We start from the raw sequence: 17,783 nt of genomic DNA on the forward strand, positions 1-17,783 counted from the left end.
GTATTATTGGCGTACTATTATTTTATATTTTTCTATTTGGCGGCGATGTCTCAAGACGTGTACAATGGCGTGTTCTAAAATTTGTTCGATATCGTAAATTTGCCCCCAGGAAGTGATTAGTTTTTTATTGTTATCAGATTCTTCAAGCTGATTATCATTTATACCATTGAGAGAATCAACCATAAAATTAAAAGAATCATTTAAATGATTGTTATAATCTTGTATAGAAGTATGAAATATTTCATCTCTAAAATTTATTGTTTCTCCTTTAAAACGTCTGATATAAATAGCATAAGCATAACCAGAACAAACAACATGAGATAAAATTGTCTGGATAGATCTGCAACTAGAATCACTTGTTTGATTGTCTACAATTTTTATAAGTTCAGTTTCTGATATATCCGAGATCGTATCTTGTAAATCGATAATCGCCCGTTCATACTCGTCAAGCAATGCGCCACTGGCTCCTTGTCTGTATATTTTTGTCATATTAAATTGTCTATTTGGATATGTGCCAAAGGCTCATTTTTCGTCTTGTCGTGAATCCTAGTTTCTCATATAGTTTTATAGCTCCAACGTTACTTTCTACAACATGTAAATAAGGCATTTTGTTCTGGTCAAAAATATTGTTTACCGCGTGAGCAATTAATTGTTTAGCAAATCCTTGTCCTGTATATTCAGGATGAGTAACAATTGCACTTACCTCGGTAAAATCATTCATTTTCATACGTTCGCCAGTAACTGCAATAAGTTTGTTGTCTTTAAAAATTCCGAAATAATTACCTAGCAAAGCAGTTTGTCTTTTAAAATAACCAGGCTGAACCAAATTAACCAATTCAAATAAAGCATCAATATGTTCGCTGGTTTTAAGGGGAATGATTTCTTCTTTTATCTCCACATCTATTCGGCTATTGATAATCATTTGCAAACAGATTAATTCGTTATTCAATTTTAGTTGATTTGAAAGTTGAGGTTTTTCTCCAACTACAAAAAAGCCATCTGTTAATTTTGAATATTCATCAATAGATTCTGAAATGTTTTCTGGAATTATAAATCCTCCAAAAGGACAATAATCAGGATTGTAAAATTTGATGTTATTGTAATTTATTGAAAATTCCTGATGCGTTTCGGATAAAGAATACCAAGCAGGATTGTCTAATTTTGTGTAATCGGTATTCATATATTTGATAGTACCAGAATCACTTCGGGCATTTAATATTATGGGTTTGAGTAAAAAATATAATTAATGAGTTTTAGTCATTGTTGTTTTATCTTTTTGTAAAAGCTACTTTTAAACCAAGTAAGATGAAAACAATTCCAGTCATTTTGTTTAATCGGCTTTCGGCATTTTTGTTTTTATTAAAAAGAGTTGCAACGTTGCTTCCCATTAATGCAAGAAAAGAGCACCATATTAAGGTTATTATAAAGATAATAAAACCTAGTAATAAGTAAGGAACTGGATTGTTTATCTCGGAGGTTTTTACAAATTGAGGTAAAAAAGCTAAGAAGAAAATGGCAATTTTAGGATTAAGAACATCGCTTAAAAGTGCAGTGAAAAACAATTTTCTGTTAGCCGTATTCTTAACTTCAATAGATTTTATTTCTGTTTGGTCTGCTTTTGCTGTAAGCGATTTATATCCTAGATAAAATAAATAGGCAGCACCTAAATATTTAACAATGCTAAATGCCAGAGCTGATTGCGCCAGAATAAGCGAAAGTCCAAATGTAGCAGCAAGCGTATGAACAATTAGCCCTAAACTAACTCCTAATGCCGAATATAATCCTGCTTTTTTGCCTATCGAAATACTTCTTGTTAATACCATGATAGTGTCAATCCCAGGGGTAATAACTACAATTATTGCTGCTATTATAAAAGTTCCTAAGCTTTCTATTCCTGTCATGGCTATCGTTATTTGGTGTTAATAATCGGTTTTGTTACCTACTTAAGTTTTAAGCATTAGCTAAAATATGATTTATTTATCAAGGAATCAATTTTTTTATTAAATCCAAATCAGCTGGTTTATCGCTCGGAATAGTTACAAAATAGTCTAATTGCCATTGTTGCGTTTTCTGGGCTTGTTTACTTGTTGTGTTATCCCAAGGCGGATATACACGAATGGCACGTTTGCCTTCTTTCTTATCATCAGATAAAATCCCTTTTTGATGCAATACCGATTTAGGAAAGATAAATTGTCCAAAATGAGAATCATTTCTAGTGCTTACAATAAACAAATCGATATCGTCTGTAATCTCAAAAGGGGCAATAGGACCTTTCTCGCTTCTTTTCCATAACGTAACAAATTGTCCCACTTTAGTAGGGGTAATTTTAGCCACACGATATACAACGGCCTGTTTGTTAATTTTAAAAGTATAAGCGCCATAATCGGCACTTTCGGCTTCTGCAATTGGTTGTGTACAATCTAAGTTACACGTATCGTATAATTGTTCTTTTGCTTCAAGCAAATCTTTATGAATAGTATTTGCAGACCAAATAGTTGAGGTTTCCATGTTTTTTTATTGAATTAATCCGTAGGGTAATTGTTTTTAGATGTGTAGAAATATAGTTTTGAAAATTTAAAAAAGAAGTTTTGCTCAAAACAAACTACATAAACTCTTAATTCCTCAAAATCCTTTTTACCATATAAGTTATATAAGTAAATATAAGTGTGACTAATCACAATAAAACTTAAATGAACTTATATGACTTACATGGTTAATTTTTGTTTGATTTTGAATTTATGTAATTCAATTATTTTTTATTGGTTTTCAAAATCCAATCAATGCAGTTGTCAATCCATTGTACATCGCTGGTAGGATTGTCCATCCCAAAACCATGACCCCCATTGGCATAAAAGAAAGATTCAACTGGAACTTTGTTTTTTTGCAAAGCAGCTATAAACACAAGAGAGTTTTGCACTATAACATCATTATCATCTATGGCATGAGTTATAAATGTAGGAGGAGTATTTGACGTTACATGCAATTCATTCGAAAATTCTTTAATTTCTTCGGGAGATGCATCTTTGCCAAGTAAATTATTTCTGGACCCCATATGAGTTAACCCGTCTGTCATGCTAATAACAGGATAAGTTAGAATCATAAAGTCGGGACGTAAGTTTGTTTTTAGCGGATTATCGATATATGATTTTGTATAATGTGTACCTGCTGTGGCTGCTAAATGTCCTCCGGCAGAACTACCCTGAATTCCAATTTTGTTTGGATTTATTCCCCATTCCTTGGCATTTTCTCTAACCAACTCGATAGCACGTTGGGCATCTTGCAAAGGAACTATTTCTTTGTTTTCGACGTATTTTGTAATTGGTAAACGATATTTTAATACAAAGCCTGCGATTCCGCTTTCGTTTAGTTTTTTTGCAATAGCATAACCTTCATGATCAATTGCAACTCCCGAATAACCGCCGCCAGGGCAAATAATTACAGCAATTCCTGTAGCTTTATTTTTTTCGGGAAGAAAAACAGTCAGATCAGGAGTAGCAACTCTGGTAATTACGGTAATTTTTTTAGGATCAGTTCCATAAACCATAATGGAATCTTTTAAGTCTGCAATGTCTTTTGAGTTGGGAACTTTTCCGTTATATAATGGGATAACTTTTTGTGCGTATTGAGAATTGGACATTCCGATAAGTAAATAAAGAGTTAGAAGTAATTGTTTCATGGGATTGCATAATAGAACCCGAAATATAAGGAAAATATAAGAAAGAACAGTTTACATTACTACTCGATTCTCTGTTATTGCAAGTTTGTATTCTTCGGAGTTGTGAAGTTTTTGAAGATTATCGATTAGATAATCTATTTGAGCAATACCTATTTCTTTATATTTTTTTATGTGTTCCTCGCTTAATTTTATTTCACGTTGTGCGTCGGCAAAACCTCCAAGAAAACACCAAAGAAAGTAATCATTGTCTTTTTCTTCAAAAACATAATCCCAATCTTTCCAATAAATTAGTTTTCCTTTTAGTTTTTTGATTTCCAAATAAACAGACTCAATTTTAAAATGCTCGTATTTGATACATGTATATCTATGGTACTTTATTTTTTCGTTTTCAAGACATTTCTCAATTTCTTCAATCTGGGTTTGATTAAGGTTGTACTCATAAGTAAGTTGTTTTATGAGTTCGTTATCATCAATAAAAGCGGTATATCTAATGAATTTATCCAGTTTTTCAGCCCATTCTTTAATCGAAAGTTCTTCTCGGGTTATGAGATTTGTGCCTTGAGAATTAATTATAAATATCATTTGAGAGTTTTTAATTTCGAATGATTTTTTCGAGTTTTTCTAATTCAGTTTGTAATCCGAATCCATCAGTATCTACTTTAGTACCTAAGAATTGAGAAATCCCACATCCAAAACAAACTTTTGCTATTCCAATTATAGAATCATTCTTTTTGAAAATAAATATATCGCGATATTTAGGAATACATGCAGCATATTCATTTCGTAAAGAATCCTGTTGACTAAAAATATTTTCAACTTCTTTTTTCTTTTCTTTGCTTAGTTCATGTTTTATAAAATGAAACTTTTTTAAGTTTAATTCAAAGTTAGGTTCTGAAACAGAATCTGGGTAACTGTACATTAAAATTTTATTCAATTTTATTGTATCTTCATTTTTACTTTTTATTCGGATGGGGTCAAAAAAAATGTCTTCTGAAATGTCTAAATAGTAATGGTCTATTTTATCAGACTCATAGAATTTTTTTAATTCTTTTTTTTGAGCAATATTTTCTTTTGGAATAACTTTCGTTGAATTGTTACAGCTAATAATAGTTAAGATTAGTAATAGGTAGTATTTCTTCATATCAGCTTTTTGTTGTTTTATTCTAAACAAAAATAGAGATTAAAAAATAATCCTACTAGAATTACTATTTCTTTAAAATGGATATTTGTAAAAAAACTTAATCAATCCAGACTTCTTTTTTCTTAAAATCGATAGTAAAAATATATTTACTGAGGGATTCAAAATTAAGTACACCATCGTAAATTATATTTCTTGTAAATGGTTTTACCATAAGTTTATTTTTACCGATTAAGAATTCAGATTTAGGGTTGGTTATTTCAATCGCATTGTTTTCGGGTTTTAATCCCCAAACGATAGCACTTTCATTTGAGAGTAATAATGGTCCACTGTTACCAGAGTCAAAAAGAAACCAGTAATAAAAATTATTTTTAGGTATTCGAACGAAAATATTTAATTCAGAACCTTCCAAGCCATTGGCAAATTGAGTTGGTAAAAGAGACTTTCCTTTAATTCTTTTTTTTGCGGAAACGCTATTTTCAATAATTAGAATATTTTTAGAAAGCTCTATAGTCAAAATAGTATTGTTAAAAGATTTAAGAGAAATAATGCCGTCAATTTTAGGAAATTCTTTTGGCAAAATACTCATAATGTCCCAAACACCAACAGTTGGGTGGAATAGAGTTGTAGTGCCAATTATAAGTGATATACTATCACTTTTTTGTGCCTTTATTATTTCTCCATCCATTCTAAATCCTGTTAAACTTCCGTATATGCTTTTGTTTAGCATATTTGCTATTTCAGGTGAAATAAGAGTTTCTGCTCCGCCAGTATCAAAAAGGAAATTGTATTTTTTTCCTTTTATAAACACATCTACAGTTTTCATGTTTTCGATGTACGTTTTAAGTGGTATTGTGTCTTGTGCGAGACTAACTATAGCATTGCTTAAGAATAGCAAGCTAAATACTATTTTGGTTATTTTCATGATTTGATTTTTGCTTACTCTAAACTTGGTTTTCAGCATATCCCATTTTGGCAAATTTGCCTGTTTTTATCTGAGGCAAATTTGGTTTAGATATTTTGTAAAAACGTCCGATTAAAAAAAGTCGAACCAAATAGTATGAATAAATTTGGTTCGACTTTCGCTAAAATATTGTCCGACTTATGTAAGTTGTTTATAATAAGCTATTTCTGTATTCTGTAGGAGTTAATGAAGTATGTTTTTTAAACGCAGTATGAAAGGAAGATTTAGAATTGAAGCCTACCTTGTATAAGATTTCCAGAACAGTCAATTCACTTTTTGAATAATTTCGTAAAATTTCCATTGCATTCTCGATACGATATTGGTTTACAAAGTCAAAAAAATGTTGATGCATGTGTAGATTAATCAGAATTGATAATTCACGTACAGGAATATTAATTTGATTTGCGAGGTCTTGTATAGTAAATGATTGATCTAGATATGGTTTTTTATCTAACATGTGTTTTTTTAAGATATCTATTTGTGATGCAATCACGGTAATATCTTGATTTTTGGAAGCTGCTGTTTTAGAATTAAAATCTTTCGCTAATTGTAATTTAGAATCGATACCTCTAAAAAGCTCAGGATGGTTTAATGCTTTTAAGACAAACCAACATGTTATCAATAAAGCTATAATACCTATAAAATCATTAATAAAAATCAAGAGGTTATGATAATCGGTATACCTTAAGAGATTTTTAAAAGCATCAAAGTAATGAGCAACTAGAAAAACAATCGTCATCTGGAATAACCATTTGTATGTTGCAGTATTAGAGTTTGCAAAATTCTCAAGATAAATTTTCCTGTATTTTTTCAAAATTAAAAAGATACCAATGATATAAAGTAAATATTGGACTTCTATTAGAAATTGAAAAAACACCATTTCGGTTGTTTCAAAATGATGTTCGAAAAAGTATTTTTTATAGGTATCATTTGCTAAATATATTCTCGGTATTAAAATTATATTTAAGATTATAAATGGGACTGCATGTAATGTATGTTTAAACTTTAATCGGAAATCGATATAACAAAGTGATAGTACATACAAATAAAACAATGGAATGTTTAATAAACAGAGTGTCCATCTAAAAATTTCTAAGTTGGGGTAGTTGTTTGTAATTTTCTCTGCAATAAAGAATCCACTAATATCGATAGCAGTAAGGATTAGATAGCTTGCAATAAGTCGATTCGACAACTTGTTTTTAGTTTTTACTGTCAGCAAAAAAAAGACAAGAAGCAATAAAACAAAAACAGCAATTAAAGCGATGATTTTTAAATAACTAAAATTATTCATTTAGTGTTCTTATGAATTGTTTTCTATATGTTTCAATTAAACGAAAATACAAATAAAAACTACAGATCTACTCAAATCCTAAACTTCCTAATTCAATCCTGTCTTTCTCTTAGATTTACTGAATATCAAGATTAAATTTCTCTAATAATCCCGCAAGTTCCAAACGGGAGAATTTAGCGTTTTTGACTTTGTTTTCTTCGGGATCGAATGAATAGTTTTTTGCCGTACGAAAATCGGCTTTCTCCAGAATGCTTCGTACAAATGTTGCGTTCGACAGATCACAATTTTTAAATACAGCCTGAGTTAAATCGGCTTCGGAGAAATCTACATCTTTTAGAGAACAATCAAAGAAGTTTGTTTTCTTTAATTTTCTTTGTAAAAAAGTAGAGTAATCCAAGATACAACCCTGAAAGTTCATAGAGAATAAAAAGGCATTACTATCACTAAAGTCTAATCCCATTAATTTGCATTCGGTGAATTTAATGTTTTTTAATCCTGTGTTTCGTAAGGTTGCCAAAGAGAAATTACAGTTCTTAAAGTTGCAATCTATAAAGTCATTATTGCCTAAATCGCTTTTTGAAAAGTTACAGTTTATAAAATCACAATTTAAAAATTCGAAATCAGTTAATTTCTTTTCTGAGTAATCGATGTTCTCAAATGTCTTGCCTTGATGAAGTAATGTGTCCATAATAAATTGATGATGAAAGTTAATTGTTGCAAATGCGATATTTATTCTAATTCGATACAATCGAAAACATTGTTGTTAAGTATCATTTCGACTATATCGGTTTTACTATCAATTCTTAAAATATTGTCCCAATCTTCAAGGTCGAAGTTCCACTTTGCGTCTGGTAATAATTCGTTAAGGATTGTTGTTGCCGATTCTAATTTCGATTCTGTGTTTACCGAAGTTTTGAAAACGTAAATCATTATTTGCTTTTTTTAGTTTGCAAATGTCAATAATAAAGAGACAATCCTATTAGGATTCAATAAGCAAGAGTTAGGATTTATCAATCATTTTTCGATATTCGATAGGAGTAATACCTTCGTGCTTTTTGAAGATACGACTAAAGTACGATTGATCATAATGACCTACTTGTATTGCAATTTCGTTAATGGTAAGATTGGTTTGGTACAATAAGTATTTAGCTTCTAGAAGAATCGTTTCGTCTATCCATTTTGTAGGCGATTTTCCTGTAACCGATTTTACCGATTTGTTTAAATGATTTGGTGTGACATTTAAGAGTGAAGCATAATAACTCACCTGATGTTGGGTTTTTATATGCAAATATATAAGCTCTTTAAACTTAGTTGTAAGCGTTGTTGCTGCTGTGAGGGTTTTGTTGGTTTTTACAGCGTTCTTATTTATTTCGAAAAGTAAAGCAATAAGATAAGGCTGTATAATATCCAGATTAATACCGCCAGTTTCGGTATATTCTATAAGTAAACGGTTTAATAGATTCGAAATAAATCCAGCTTCTTGTTTTTGGAAAGTTACACTAGGATTTCCCCAAACCTTCAAAAAATCAAAATCATTAAGCATTTCTCTATTGCCATATTTCCCAACTAATATATCCTGATGAAACTGACATATAATACCTGTTATCTTTTTACTCATAAAATCTATAGCGTAAATCTGTCCAGCAGGAACTAGTATCATTTCATTGGCTTTGGTGGTATATTCTTCGAAACCAACTTTTAGTTTATGAATTCCAGAAGTGATAAAAAGTAAAGTATGACAAATGTGTTTAGATGGAGGTACGGGATATTTTAGTTGATTTACATCTTCAATCCTCAAACAAAAAAAATGTTCTGAGTTAGATTTAAAAAGATGTTCTACCGTGTTTTCAGATTCAAGGAATTTGTCCCGAAAATCTTTTGCACCATAGGTTTTTATATCTTCCTCTTTTTTCATCTTCATTTTCCTGATTGGTATTCGTAGTAAAATTTACTCAGCGAAAATAGGAATTAAAAAAGGAAATTCTGTTTCCATTTCAATCATTCGAAAATGTAATATCATTTAGGATTTAAGAATTGGATGGTTTTTCCTTTTAAGGATTTCTGTGTATTGATTATTCTTATTTACATACTTTTTACGATTGTACATTTTATAATAAATATAGTAAATTATGATAATCACTATAAAAGCGACTAACATTGCAAGGTCGAATAAGCTATAGAAATTATTAATAGTTTGCCCGTTTATTGATAATACTTTTGAATTAGTATTTCCTACGTACAATTTTTTTAATGTGACAAAATCACCGATATTAATATTGTAATTGAGTCTTTCATATGAGGTTAAGAAGGATTCATTTTTAGCAGTATTCATTTTAAATTCAAAAGCATTGAGAGTACCGCCACCATTTTTTGAGTATGTATTTAATACATTGACAGCTGTGACTTTCCCGCTTATAGTTTCGTCTTTAAAGAGATGCTTTAAATTGTTGAAAGTTGTTAGGCCAGCAACAACAAAAATGAATAACCCCAATACGTTTGCAATAAGAATAGCAATGAAATTCTTTAACATGTTAGTTTTATGTATTCTTACTTTTCAATTTCAAGACCAAAGCTTTTAGTAGGGAAGATTACCCAACGATCATTTACTTTCATTGCCTTATTTACTTTTATACGATATATTTTATTATCATTTAATTCGATTATGATTTTTAAGTCGTAAATAGCAGCATCAATCGTTACTTTGTTTCTTATTGTATTTACTTTTTTGGTTTCTACCAAAGTAGATTCTGTTTTTACAGATTTGATATTTTCCCAATTAAATAAAGCATGTGCCTCCGAAATAAACTGATTTATACGTTTGATATCTTCAGGTTTTCTTTGTTTTCCTTTTCGGATAATTAACTTTATTAAATCCTCATTAGATTTTAATCTCGAAGATTCTTCTGGAGTTATCGTACCATTTACAAAACCATATGAAGCATTTTCTTTGGGAGATATAAACAAAGAATACAAATCGTCTGCATCTTTATCCTTGATGCTATTTGTAATTTCTATGGCAAATTCATCTATGTTTTTAGGCTGATTACAAGAAACTAAAGTAATAAGACCAAAAAGTAGAATGAGTTTTGCGAATTTTATATTTTTCATTTTAAGGGATTTAATTTTTGAATGTATTTTGGTGTTTTATTCAACGTCAGATTTAAGAAGTGAATATAAATTCAAGTCGATAAATTTGTCGTAAAGTAATTCTCCTTGGCGAATAATGCCTTCCTTGGTAAAGTTAAGTTTTTCTGGGATTGTTTTGCTTTTAAAGTTTTCGGTTCCACATTTTATTTCGATTCGATTTAATTGCAAACCCGAAAAACCAAAGTCAATAATCGCTTTACAAGACTTAGTTATAATACCTTTTCCTTGTAGGTTTTCGGCAAGCCAATATCCGATTTCGCCAATTTTATTCTGACCATCAATTTTATAAATACCAATTCTTCCAATAACTTTCTCGTTATCAACAATAACAAAACCATATTCGTTTCCGTCTCTGTTTCTTTGCATTGTGCCTTTTACAAAATTCTCTGCAAAGTCTACAGTTTGCATTCTGTCTACAAAAGGTAACCATTCTCTTAAATGAGTTCTGTTTGCATCAACAAGGTCAAAGATTGGTTGCGCGTGATTCTCATGAATTAACTCAAGTTTTAGGTTTTGGTCTATGTTTATGGTCATGATCAATGGGATGAAGTATTATTTTTTATTTGTATCATAAATATTCCTAAAATTATTGAAGGAACCCAACATATAAAAGATATTTCACCAATAAGTTTTATTAATGGATTTAGTGTTCCCATATAACTAAACAACGCTCCAGTTATAAGAAACATTATTATACCATTTATGATAAAACCAATTCCTATTTTTTTGTAAATACTCATGAGTTGAATTTTTTTGTTGTTTATAGGATGTTAGCTTATATCTGTTAGTTTAGAAATTTTATCACCTGAAAATTCAAAGATTGATTTTCCTTTTAAATTTAGTTCTTGCCCTTTTTTGAGTCCATTAGGGAAGTCTATTCCTAAAACAGCAAAGTAGTTAATCTCTATTTCGGTTTCGTTTTCAAAATGTTTAAACGATGTTATGCTTTGTGTTCTGCTTGAGAAATAAGCTTTAGCCTGTTCCGCTTGTTGCTTAAAAGAGGTTAATCCCGTTAAAGACATATTTGTTTCGCCACCTTGAATATTCTCAAAGATTATGGCTTCTTCAAAATCTGAAACCATTTTGTCAATATCAAATTGGTTATAACCGTCAATGTAATTCTGAATTGCTTTTTCTCTTTTGATCATGATAATAGTCTTATATACGAGGAATCTATTTCTTTAGCTAATATATAAAATATTTATCAAGAATTTCTTCAAAGATTTCTATTTGAGGCAGGATTACACGAGCGATAGCGAGCTAGAGAATGTAAATATTGCCAACGGTTTTAACCGTTGGAGCGTAATGCATTATCACAATCCGTATCCCACGGTTGAAACCGTGGGCTATGCAAAATACGATAGAATCGTAGCACCTCTGCGGCTTAAAACCTTTGTACCTTTGCTTCTCTGAACCTTAGTGCCTTAAGCAAAAAAACTCAGCCCCACCATTCCGAAGAATGACAAGACTGAGAAATATGACACGTTAAAATGTCTTTATATTATTTTGCTCCTGGAGGAGAATTTTCTCTTATGTATTTCATGAAGGTATCTGCAAGATGTTTGCTTGTTCCTTCGCCTTCATATATTCCATGCGAGCGATTTGGATAAATCATCAAGTCGAACATTTTATCATATTTAACCAATTCGTTAATTAAAACTTCGGCGTTTTTATAATGTACGTTATCATCGCCAGTTCCATGTATGTATAATAAATTTCCTTGTAGGTTTTTGGCATGAGTTACAGGTGATGCTTTAATATAAGTTGCTTCGTTTTCGCTTGGCAATCCCATGTATCTTTCTGTATAAATATTGTCATAAAAATGCTGATCGGTTACAGCAGCAACGGCAATTCCTGTTTTGTAAATCTCAGGATATTGAAACATTAAATTTAATGTTACTGCTCCACCGCCGCTCCATCCGTGAATAGCAACTCTATCATTATCGATAAATTTCCATTTTAGAACTTCTTTGGCAGCCATCGCTTGATCGCGAGTATTTACGATTCCGATGTTTTTATAAATCGATTTTCTCCATTTTGTACCTTTTAGTACAGGAGTTCCTCGGTTATCCATTGCGATTCCTATATATCCTTCTGGAATTAAATAGGCGATATATGGGTAAAAATCTGGTTCATCATTTGCTACAGAAGCCATTGGTTCTCCGTAAACATAAAAGAATACAGGGTATTTTTTATTAGGATCAAAATTTAATGGTTTAGCCATTATCCCGTCCATTTCGATACCATCAACCGTAGTAACTTTAAATTTCTCTAAAGAATAATTACGGTCTGGAGCCGAAAAAGAATCTGGGGTTAGTGGGAATATTTTTTTATGACTTGGTAAAGCGACTAAGCGTGTGTTGAAATCACGATTAATACTTGAATTGGTATGTTTTGCATATTTACCATCTGTAGAAAAACGATATCTATTTGTTCCTTCAAATTCTTTTGGAGTAATGCGTTTTGTTTTCTTGGTATTTAAATTAGTTTCATACAAATAACGCTGAGTAGCATCTGTAGGGCTTGCAATATAATAGATAGATTGTGTTTCCTGATTGTAAGCTTTGTAATAAGCATCAAAATTTTCGGTAGTAATTAATTCTTTCTTTTTACCATCGGCACTAATTTTATAAACATGCATCCAACCATCGGCATCTGAGCTCCATAAAAAAGCTTTTCCGTTATCTACAAACTGACAAGGAAAAACATCGTATTCTCCCGATGAGATGTCAAAAACATCAATCCATGATTCTGATTTTTCTTGGTAGATTAAATTTGCTGCTCCAGATTTTGCATCACAAGTATAAATAGAAGCTTGGTTTTGTAATCTGTTTAATTGTACAACCATTACATTTTGGTTGTTGGTCCATTCCATTCTAACCAAATAGTTATTGTCTGGCTCGCCCGGAATATTTAACCAATTTGTTTTTAATGAAGTCATATCGATTACTCCAATTTTTACAGATGATGGTTTTTCGCCTGCTTTAGGATATTCTACCGGAACTGTAAAAGGATATAGTGCATCGGTATTGTTTATCATTAAATGGAATTTTGTTTTTGATGCATCTACGCGCCAAAACGAAATACTTTTTCCATCAGGACTCCATCTAAAACCATCTCGAGCTGCAAGTTCTTCTTCATAAACCCAGTCAAAAGTTCCGTTTATAATTTTATCCGTTCCATCGGTTGTTAAAGGAGTTATTTTTCCTGTAGTAAGGCTTTCCAGATAAATGTTGTGTTGCGAAACATAGGCTACGTTCTCATTATCATTAGAAAATTTAGCAAACATTAATGATGATTTTTCTAAGCTTGTACCAAGTTGTTTTCCTTTTCCAGTTGCAAGATCAAAAAACCAATAATCACCTTTAGTATTCGCTCTCCAAACTTTCTTAGAATTAGTGTAAACCAATACTTTTGTTTTGTTTTGGTTCCAAACCAATTGTTCTATTTCGCCTGTAAAACCAGATTTTTGTAACTGCTCCTGAGTTAAAATAGTCTTGTTTTGGTTTAATTTATCAACATCGTAAACAACTACGTTTCCTTGCGAGTTTACCCAAAAAGAATGGGAGTTTGGTAGCCAATTTAACTGATTAATATCAATACTTTCCTGAGCGAAGATACTCGAGGAGATTAATAATAATAGTAGAAAATACTTTTTCATTATACTTATGTAATTATAGATTAATAATAGCGCTATGGTTAATAGCGCTATAAAATTAATGATTAATGCGAATCAAGAGTTGAATTTGTGAATTTTAGTTTTGATGTAAATCTAATAGGTTTTTAAAACCTGTTAAATTTAATCTTAGGATGTAGTTGTGTTGTTTTGCCCCTCGATTCGCATTTTTGTTATTCCTTTATTAGTTTGCTTACGGATATTTTTCCGCTTGACGATTTAATTTTTAAAATGTAAACACCATTTACTTTTCCTGATAAATCAATTGTTAGGGCATTTGAGTTTATCTTCGAAGAAGTAGCGTTCAAAATTAATTGTCCTGTAACACTGTAAACAGCTGCATCGTATTGTTCTGTATTTATTGAAGGAAGAGATATTGTAAATAAATCTTTTGATGGATTAGGATATACAACGATTCCGTCAATTTTGTTTTGTTTAATATTTAATGTTGGACTGTTATTGATTTTAAAATTATCAAACCAAACTCTGGTTCCATAACCTGATGTGTTTCTTATTTTAACTAAAACACTCGATTGGTTTTTTACAACACCTAAATCTACAGTTTCACTTCTCCAATCAGAATCTTGAGTTGGTTTCCAGTCATTTGTTTCATTTGCCTGAGCAGTAGCTGGGTCATCCTGAATAGGAGGGGACACTGTTTGTAATTGCAATTGGTTTTTAGAATATACATTTGTCCAACTTACACCACAATCTGAAGAAACCAAAATGTCAATTTTATCTGGTGCTGGAGCAGGATCGTAAGCGCTTAAATATTGTGTATATCCAAGATCAAAATGTAAATGAGGTTTATCGGCAGTTGTGAAATCCATTGATTTTAAAATCAATTCATCAACCATTCCAGTTGGAGCATCGGCATTATTAATTACCAAACAAGACAAATCTCCTTTTCCTACATCAGTACGTTGTTCCCAAGTAATAGGATCTCCGTCTAGATTTAGAATTTGCCAATCTTGTTGTGGGAAAGTAGTATTAAAGTTCTCACTAACTGGTAAACTATTTTTACCTTTTATTGTTACAGCGCTAGTTTTTACCATATTTGTTCCTTGTCCATAAGAGTTGGTAGCAACTAGGGTAACATTGTAATTCCCTGGAGTGTTATATATTACTGATGGATTCTTGCTTGTAGAAGTTGATGGTGTTCCTCCCGGAAAAGACCATAACCATGAAGTTGGCTCGCCAAAAGAAGCATCTGAAAATTGAACAGGTAAATCACTACAAATCATTGAACTTGTAATTTTAAAATCAGAATATGGTTTTTCTTTACTATCAAAAGTAAATTTTAAATTATCGATCCAAATTCTAGCACCATAACCAGACGTGTTTACAAACTTAATTAGAACATTAGGATTCCCTTTGAAAACAGTTAATGAAATTCTTTCGGTTCTCCAATCTGCATCTGATGTCGGAACCCAATTATTAGCATCTGTACTTACGGCAGTTTCTAATACGGTGTGCGTTTTAGAGTATAAAGTTGTCCAGGTAGATCCACAATCTTTAGAAATTAAAACATTTAGAAGATCTGGGCTAGCGGCATCAAATTTTGCATAAGCAACATCAAAAGAAAAATCGGTTGCTCCAATAGCTAAGTTTACTGGTTTTAATGTGATTTCATCTACATCGCCTGCAGCATTATCGGCATTATTTATAATCATACAAGAAGAAGAATTTCTGCCAGCTGCAGTGCTTTTTTCCCACGTTAGGTTATTATTTAGGTTCGTGATTTCCCAACCTGCAGGAGGGAAAACTCCTTCGAAGCTTTCTGTAAACGAAGCACTTATGGGAGTAGTCACTGTAATGAAGTTTGGTTTGTTTATAACTGTACCGGCACCAGAACCATTTAAAGTTGATAAAGAAACAGCATAAGAACCATTTGTAGTATAAGTTACAGTTGGGTTTTGTTCTGTAGAAGTTGATGGTGTTCCTCCTGGAAATGACCATAACCAAGTTGTTGGGTTTCCTGTTGAGGTATCTTTAAAAGGTACAGTTAAACTTGCACAATTTGTTTTGGTAACCGCCGCAGCAAAATCAGTTGTTGGAGTAAGACTTTGAGTAATGGCTACATTTACATTGTCTATCCAAATGCGGGTTCCATAACCTGATTTGTTTTTAAAACGAATTGTAACATTTGGATTTCCTATATATGCACCAAGATTAATAATTTCTTTTCTCCAATTTTCGGGAGTACCTGGAATCCAGTTGTTAGGAAGTGTTACAGGAGTAGTTGTTGTTTGAAGATCAGTATGAGTTTTAGAATATACCGATGTCCAATTTGCGCCACAATCCGTAGAAACTTCTACATCAAGAACGTCAGGACTTATATCATCAAATTTTGTGTAGGCTACATCAAAATATAGTTGGCTATTTACTCCATTTGTAAAATTATAATAAGGAAGTTGTATGTAATCTAGTTCGCCAACAACTGCATTATCTGCATTATTCATAATCATACAAGCTGAATCTCCGTTGCCAGTATCTTTACGTTTTTCCCATGCTAAACCTGCATCTGGATTTGTAATAGCCCATCCGTCTGGAGGAAAAGCTCCCGAAAAAGTCTCCGTTAAGTTTACTGTAGATTTTTGATCAACTTTTATATAGCTAGTAATCATTTTCGTATCGTTTCCTAATGCATTAGTAGCGGTAAGTGAAACGGGATAAACTCCGGGTGTCGCATAGGTAACAGTTGGGTTTACTGCTGTAGATGTAGCAGGAGTACCTCCGGCAAAAGTCCAGGTTCTGGAAGTTGGTAATCCAAGAGAAACATCTTTAAAAGTTATACTTTTATTAGAACAAATAGAAGTTGTACTTGCTGTAAGTTGGGCAATTGGTGCTGTACTAATAACTCCTACAGAAGCTAAATTACTGTTTTGCCATAAAAAACCTCTTGGGTATTTGGCTACAGTCATATCATCCAACCAATACGTCATAGCATTCGTTTGATCTTTGGTAAACATAGACTGACAATCTACATTATAATCCATTAAATTTTGATAGTTTGCAATAACTCCACAGCTATTTACTGCCGATAAGTTACAACCATATCCCTGCGTTGTTGGTGGCGTATCTGCCATACCATCATTAATCGGGTCGCAACCATTCTGGAAAGTATGTTGTAAACCAAAATAATGTCCGAACTCGTGTGACATTTCTTTAGCAAATTGAAAATTAGCATCAGATCCGCCTGTTGTACCAATATATCTGTGGTTGTAAGTTACGTGAGGTACAACATCTTGCACTGGTAAAAAAGCGTGTCCAGAACCATAAACCCCATCAGCTGGGTTAGGTTCGTCTACAACAACTATGTCTAGATAATATTTTCCGTTTTTACCATAGTACATATAATTATAAATCTTCGAATCATATCCATCTACAATATGTGCTTCAGGATGCCAGTTCATTCCAGGAGTTTCTAATAAGTTACCATCTGGATCTACCGTAGCCAGAACAAATTGAATATTCATTTTGCTTTTTACTGCTTCAAAACGAGGGTCTACAGTATTGTATGCAGGATATAAACCATTAAAATCTTTGTTGCAAACATCTATTGCATCATTAATTCGGCTTTGCATTTGAGCTTTGGTGAATGGTTTTTTAATATTAGTTCCATCATTTAAGATATGAAATACTACAGGTATAATATAAGGTGCAGCATCCTTTTTCTTGGTTAATCCTGCTTTTCTTGCAGTTTCAATTTTAGGTAAGGATTGTCTAAATAAATCTTGCTCCTTTTGAGACAAATTAGTTCCGCACCCCATTATGGTTTGTGCGGAGGAGTTTATTGCAAAAAGCGATAAAAACACAAATACTAAGTAATTTTTTTTCATAAAAATTTAGATTAATTTGTAGTAAGCTTAGATTCAGTAGTACCAATCT

General features: G+C 31.8%; 18 protein-coding genes. All 18 read right to left on the minus strand.

From position 1 onward, the window contains the following. Positions 1-3: 3 nt before the first annotated feature. Positions 4-489, minus strand: a complete 486-nt coding sequence (locus IW20_RS08065; protein ID WP_035620706.1) for a DinB family protein — start codon at positions 487-489, stop codon at positions 4-6. A 10-nt stretch (positions 490-499) separates the two neighbouring features. Beyond that, positions 500-1,180 (minus strand): GNAT family N-acetyltransferase, encoded by a 681-nt coding sequence (locus tag IW20_RS08070; protein ID WP_035620708.1) that lies wholly within the window; start codon positions 1,178-1,180, stop codon positions 500-502. 88 nt (positions 1,181-1,268) lie between these two features. Then, the gene (locus IW20_RS08075) at positions 1,269-1,901 is read right to left on the minus strand and encodes a LysE family translocator (protein WP_035620710.1); all 633 of its coding nucleotides are present in this window, start codon (positions 1,899-1,901) and stop codon (positions 1,269-1,271) included. 79 nt (positions 1,902-1,980) lie between these two features. After that, positions 1,981-2,508 (minus strand): MepB family protein, encoded by a 528-nt coding sequence (locus IW20_RS08080; RefSeq protein WP_035620712.1) that lies wholly within the window; start codon positions 2,506-2,508, stop codon positions 1,981-1,983. Between the two features lie 241 nt (positions 2,509-2,749). Beyond that, on the minus strand, positions 2,750-3,676 hold the full coding sequence (locus IW20_RS08085; RefSeq protein WP_035620714.1) for an alpha/beta hydrolase: 927 nt from the start codon (positions 3,674-3,676) through the stop codon (positions 2,750-2,752). A gap of 51 nt (positions 3,677-3,727) precedes the next feature. Beyond that, entirely contained in the window at positions 3,728-4,258 is a 531-nt protein-coding gene (locus tag IW20_RS08090; protein ID WP_035620716.1) for a hypothetical protein, read from the minus strand. A 10-nt stretch (positions 4,259-4,268) separates the two neighbouring features. Further along, positions 4,269-4,847: a hypothetical protein gene (locus IW20_RS08095; protein ID WP_123869466.1), complete on the minus strand. Its 579-nt coding sequence runs from the start codon at positions 4,845-4,847 to the stop codon at positions 4,269-4,271. A 67-nt stretch (positions 4,848-4,914) separates the two neighbouring features. Beyond that, positions 4,915-5,739, minus strand: coding sequence for a pepsin/retropepsin-like aspartic protease family protein (locus IW20_RS08100; protein WP_165571415.1), 825 nt, complete (start codon positions 5,737-5,739; stop codon positions 4,915-4,917). Between the two features lie 190 nt (positions 5,740-5,929). Continuing rightward, on the minus strand, positions 5,930-6,970 hold the full coding sequence (locus IW20_RS08105; protein ID WP_240478468.1) for a helix-turn-helix domain-containing protein: 1,041 nt from the start codon (positions 6,968-6,970) through the stop codon (positions 5,930-5,932). A 214-nt stretch (positions 6,971-7,184) separates the two neighbouring features. Further along, positions 7,185-7,757 carry a pentapeptide repeat-containing protein gene (locus IW20_RS08110; protein ID WP_035620723.1) on the minus strand — a complete coding sequence of 191 codons (573 nt, stop codon included), beginning with the start codon at positions 7,755-7,757 and terminating at the stop codon, positions 7,185-7,187. Between the two features lie 41 nt (positions 7,758-7,798). Then, positions 7,799-7,999: a hypothetical protein gene (locus IW20_RS08115; protein ID WP_035620725.1), complete on the minus strand. Its 201-nt coding sequence runs from the start codon at positions 7,997-7,999 to the stop codon at positions 7,799-7,801. Between the two features lie 70 nt (positions 8,000-8,069). Further along, on the minus strand, positions 8,070-8,984 hold the full coding sequence (locus IW20_RS08120) for a helix-turn-helix domain-containing protein (protein WP_240478469.1): 915 nt from the start codon (positions 8,982-8,984) through the stop codon (positions 8,070-8,072). 105 nt (positions 8,985-9,089) lie between these two features. Next, positions 9,090-9,599, minus strand: a complete 510-nt coding sequence (locus IW20_RS08125; protein ID WP_035620727.1) for a hypothetical protein — start codon at positions 9,597-9,599, stop codon at positions 9,090-9,092. Positions 9,600-9,616: 17 nt separating this feature from the next. After that, the gene (locus tag IW20_RS08130) at positions 9,617-10,177 is read right to left on the minus strand and encodes a hypothetical protein (RefSeq protein ID WP_035620730.1); all 561 of its coding nucleotides are present in this window, start codon (positions 10,175-10,177) and stop codon (positions 9,617-9,619) included. 36 nt (positions 10,178-10,213) lie between these two features. Then, complete coding sequence (locus IW20_RS08135; RefSeq protein ID WP_081912455.1) at positions 10,214-10,750, minus strand: GNAT family N-acetyltransferase; 537 nt, start codon at positions 10,748-10,750, stop codon at positions 10,214-10,216. A gap of 236 nt (positions 10,751-10,986) precedes the next feature. Beyond that, positions 10,987-11,364 carry a nuclear transport factor 2-like protein gene (locus IW20_RS08145; protein WP_035620733.1) on the minus strand — a complete coding sequence of 126 codons (378 nt, stop codon included), beginning with the start codon at positions 11,362-11,364 and terminating at the stop codon, positions 10,987-10,989. Between the two features lie 353 nt (positions 11,365-11,717). Beyond that, positions 11,718-13,877 (minus strand): S9 family peptidase, encoded by a 2,160-nt coding sequence (locus tag IW20_RS08150; protein ID WP_035620734.1) that lies wholly within the window; start codon positions 13,875-13,877, stop codon positions 11,718-11,720. Between the two features lie 188 nt (positions 13,878-14,065). Beyond that, the gene (locus tag IW20_RS26690) at positions 14,066-17,734 is read right to left on the minus strand and encodes a PKD domain-containing protein (RefSeq protein WP_081912456.1); all 3,669 of its coding nucleotides are present in this window, start codon (positions 17,732-17,734) and stop codon (positions 14,066-14,068) included. Positions 17,735-17,783 lie beyond the last annotated feature (49 nt).

Source organism: Flavobacterium hydatis (genome assembly GCF_000737695.1).
Taxonomy (GTDB): Bacteria; Bacteroidota; Bacteroidia; order Flavobacteriales; family Flavobacteriaceae; genus Flavobacterium; species Flavobacterium hydatis.

Bases quoted from the DNA above. Each gene is read 5' to 3' on its own strand.
- IW20_RS08065 (WP_035620706.1), bottom strand. From the start codon at position 489: ATGACAAAAATATACAGACAAGGAGCCAGTGGCGCATTGCTTGACGAG.
- IW20_RS08070 (WP_035620708.1), bottom strand. From the start codon at position 1,180: ATGAATACCGATTACACAAAATTAGACAATCCTGCTTGGTATTCTTTA.
- IW20_RS08075 (WP_035620710.1), bottom strand. From the start codon at position 1,901: ATGACAGGAATAGAAAGCTTAGGAACTTTTATAATAGCAGCAATAATT.
- IW20_RS08080 (WP_035620712.1), bottom strand. From the start codon at position 2,508: ATGGAAACCTCAACTATTTGGTCTGCAAATACTATTCATAAAGATTTG.
- IW20_RS08085 (WP_035620714.1), bottom strand. From the start codon at position 3,676: ATGAAACAATTACTTCTAACTCTTTATTTACTTATCGGAATGTCCAAT.
- IW20_RS08090 (WP_035620716.1), bottom strand. From the start codon at position 4,258: ATGATATTTATAATTAATTCTCAAGGCACAAATCTCATAACCCGAGAA.
- IW20_RS08100 (WP_165571415.1), bottom strand. From the start codon at position 5,739: ATGAAAATAACCAAAATAGTATTTAGCTTGCTATTCTTAAGCAATGCT.
- IW20_RS08110 (WP_035620723.1), bottom strand. From the start codon at position 7,757: ATGGACACATTACTTCATCAAGGCAAGACATTTGAGAACATCGATTAC.
- IW20_RS08115 (WP_035620725.1), bottom strand. From the start codon at position 7,999: ATGATTTACGTTTTCAAAACTTCGGTAAACACAGAATCGAAATTAGAA.
- IW20_RS08120 (WP_240478469.1), bottom strand. From the start codon at position 8,984: ATGAAAAAAGAGGAAGATATAAAAACCTATGGTGCAAAAGATTTTCGG.
- IW20_RS08125 (WP_035620727.1), bottom strand. From the start codon at position 9,599: ATGTTAAAGAATTTCATTGCTATTCTTATTGCAAACGTATTGGGGTTA.
- IW20_RS08130 (WP_035620730.1), bottom strand. From the start codon at position 10,177: ATGAAAAATATAAAATTCGCAAAACTCATTCTACTTTTTGGTCTTATT.
- IW20_RS08135 (WP_081912455.1), bottom strand. From the start codon at position 10,750: ATGACCATAAACATAGACCAAAACCTAAAACTTGAGTTAATTCATGAG.
- IW20_RS08145 (WP_035620733.1), bottom strand. From the start codon at position 11,364: ATGATCAAAAGAGAAAAAGCAATTCAGAATTACATTGACGGTTATAAC.
- IW20_RS08150 (WP_035620734.1), bottom strand. From the start codon at position 13,877: ATGAAAAAGTATTTTCTACTATTATTATTAATCTCCTCGAGTATCTTC.
- IW20_RS26690 (WP_081912456.1), bottom strand. From the start codon at position 17,734: ATGAAAAAAAATTACTTAGTATTTGTGTTTTTATCGCTTTTTGCAATA.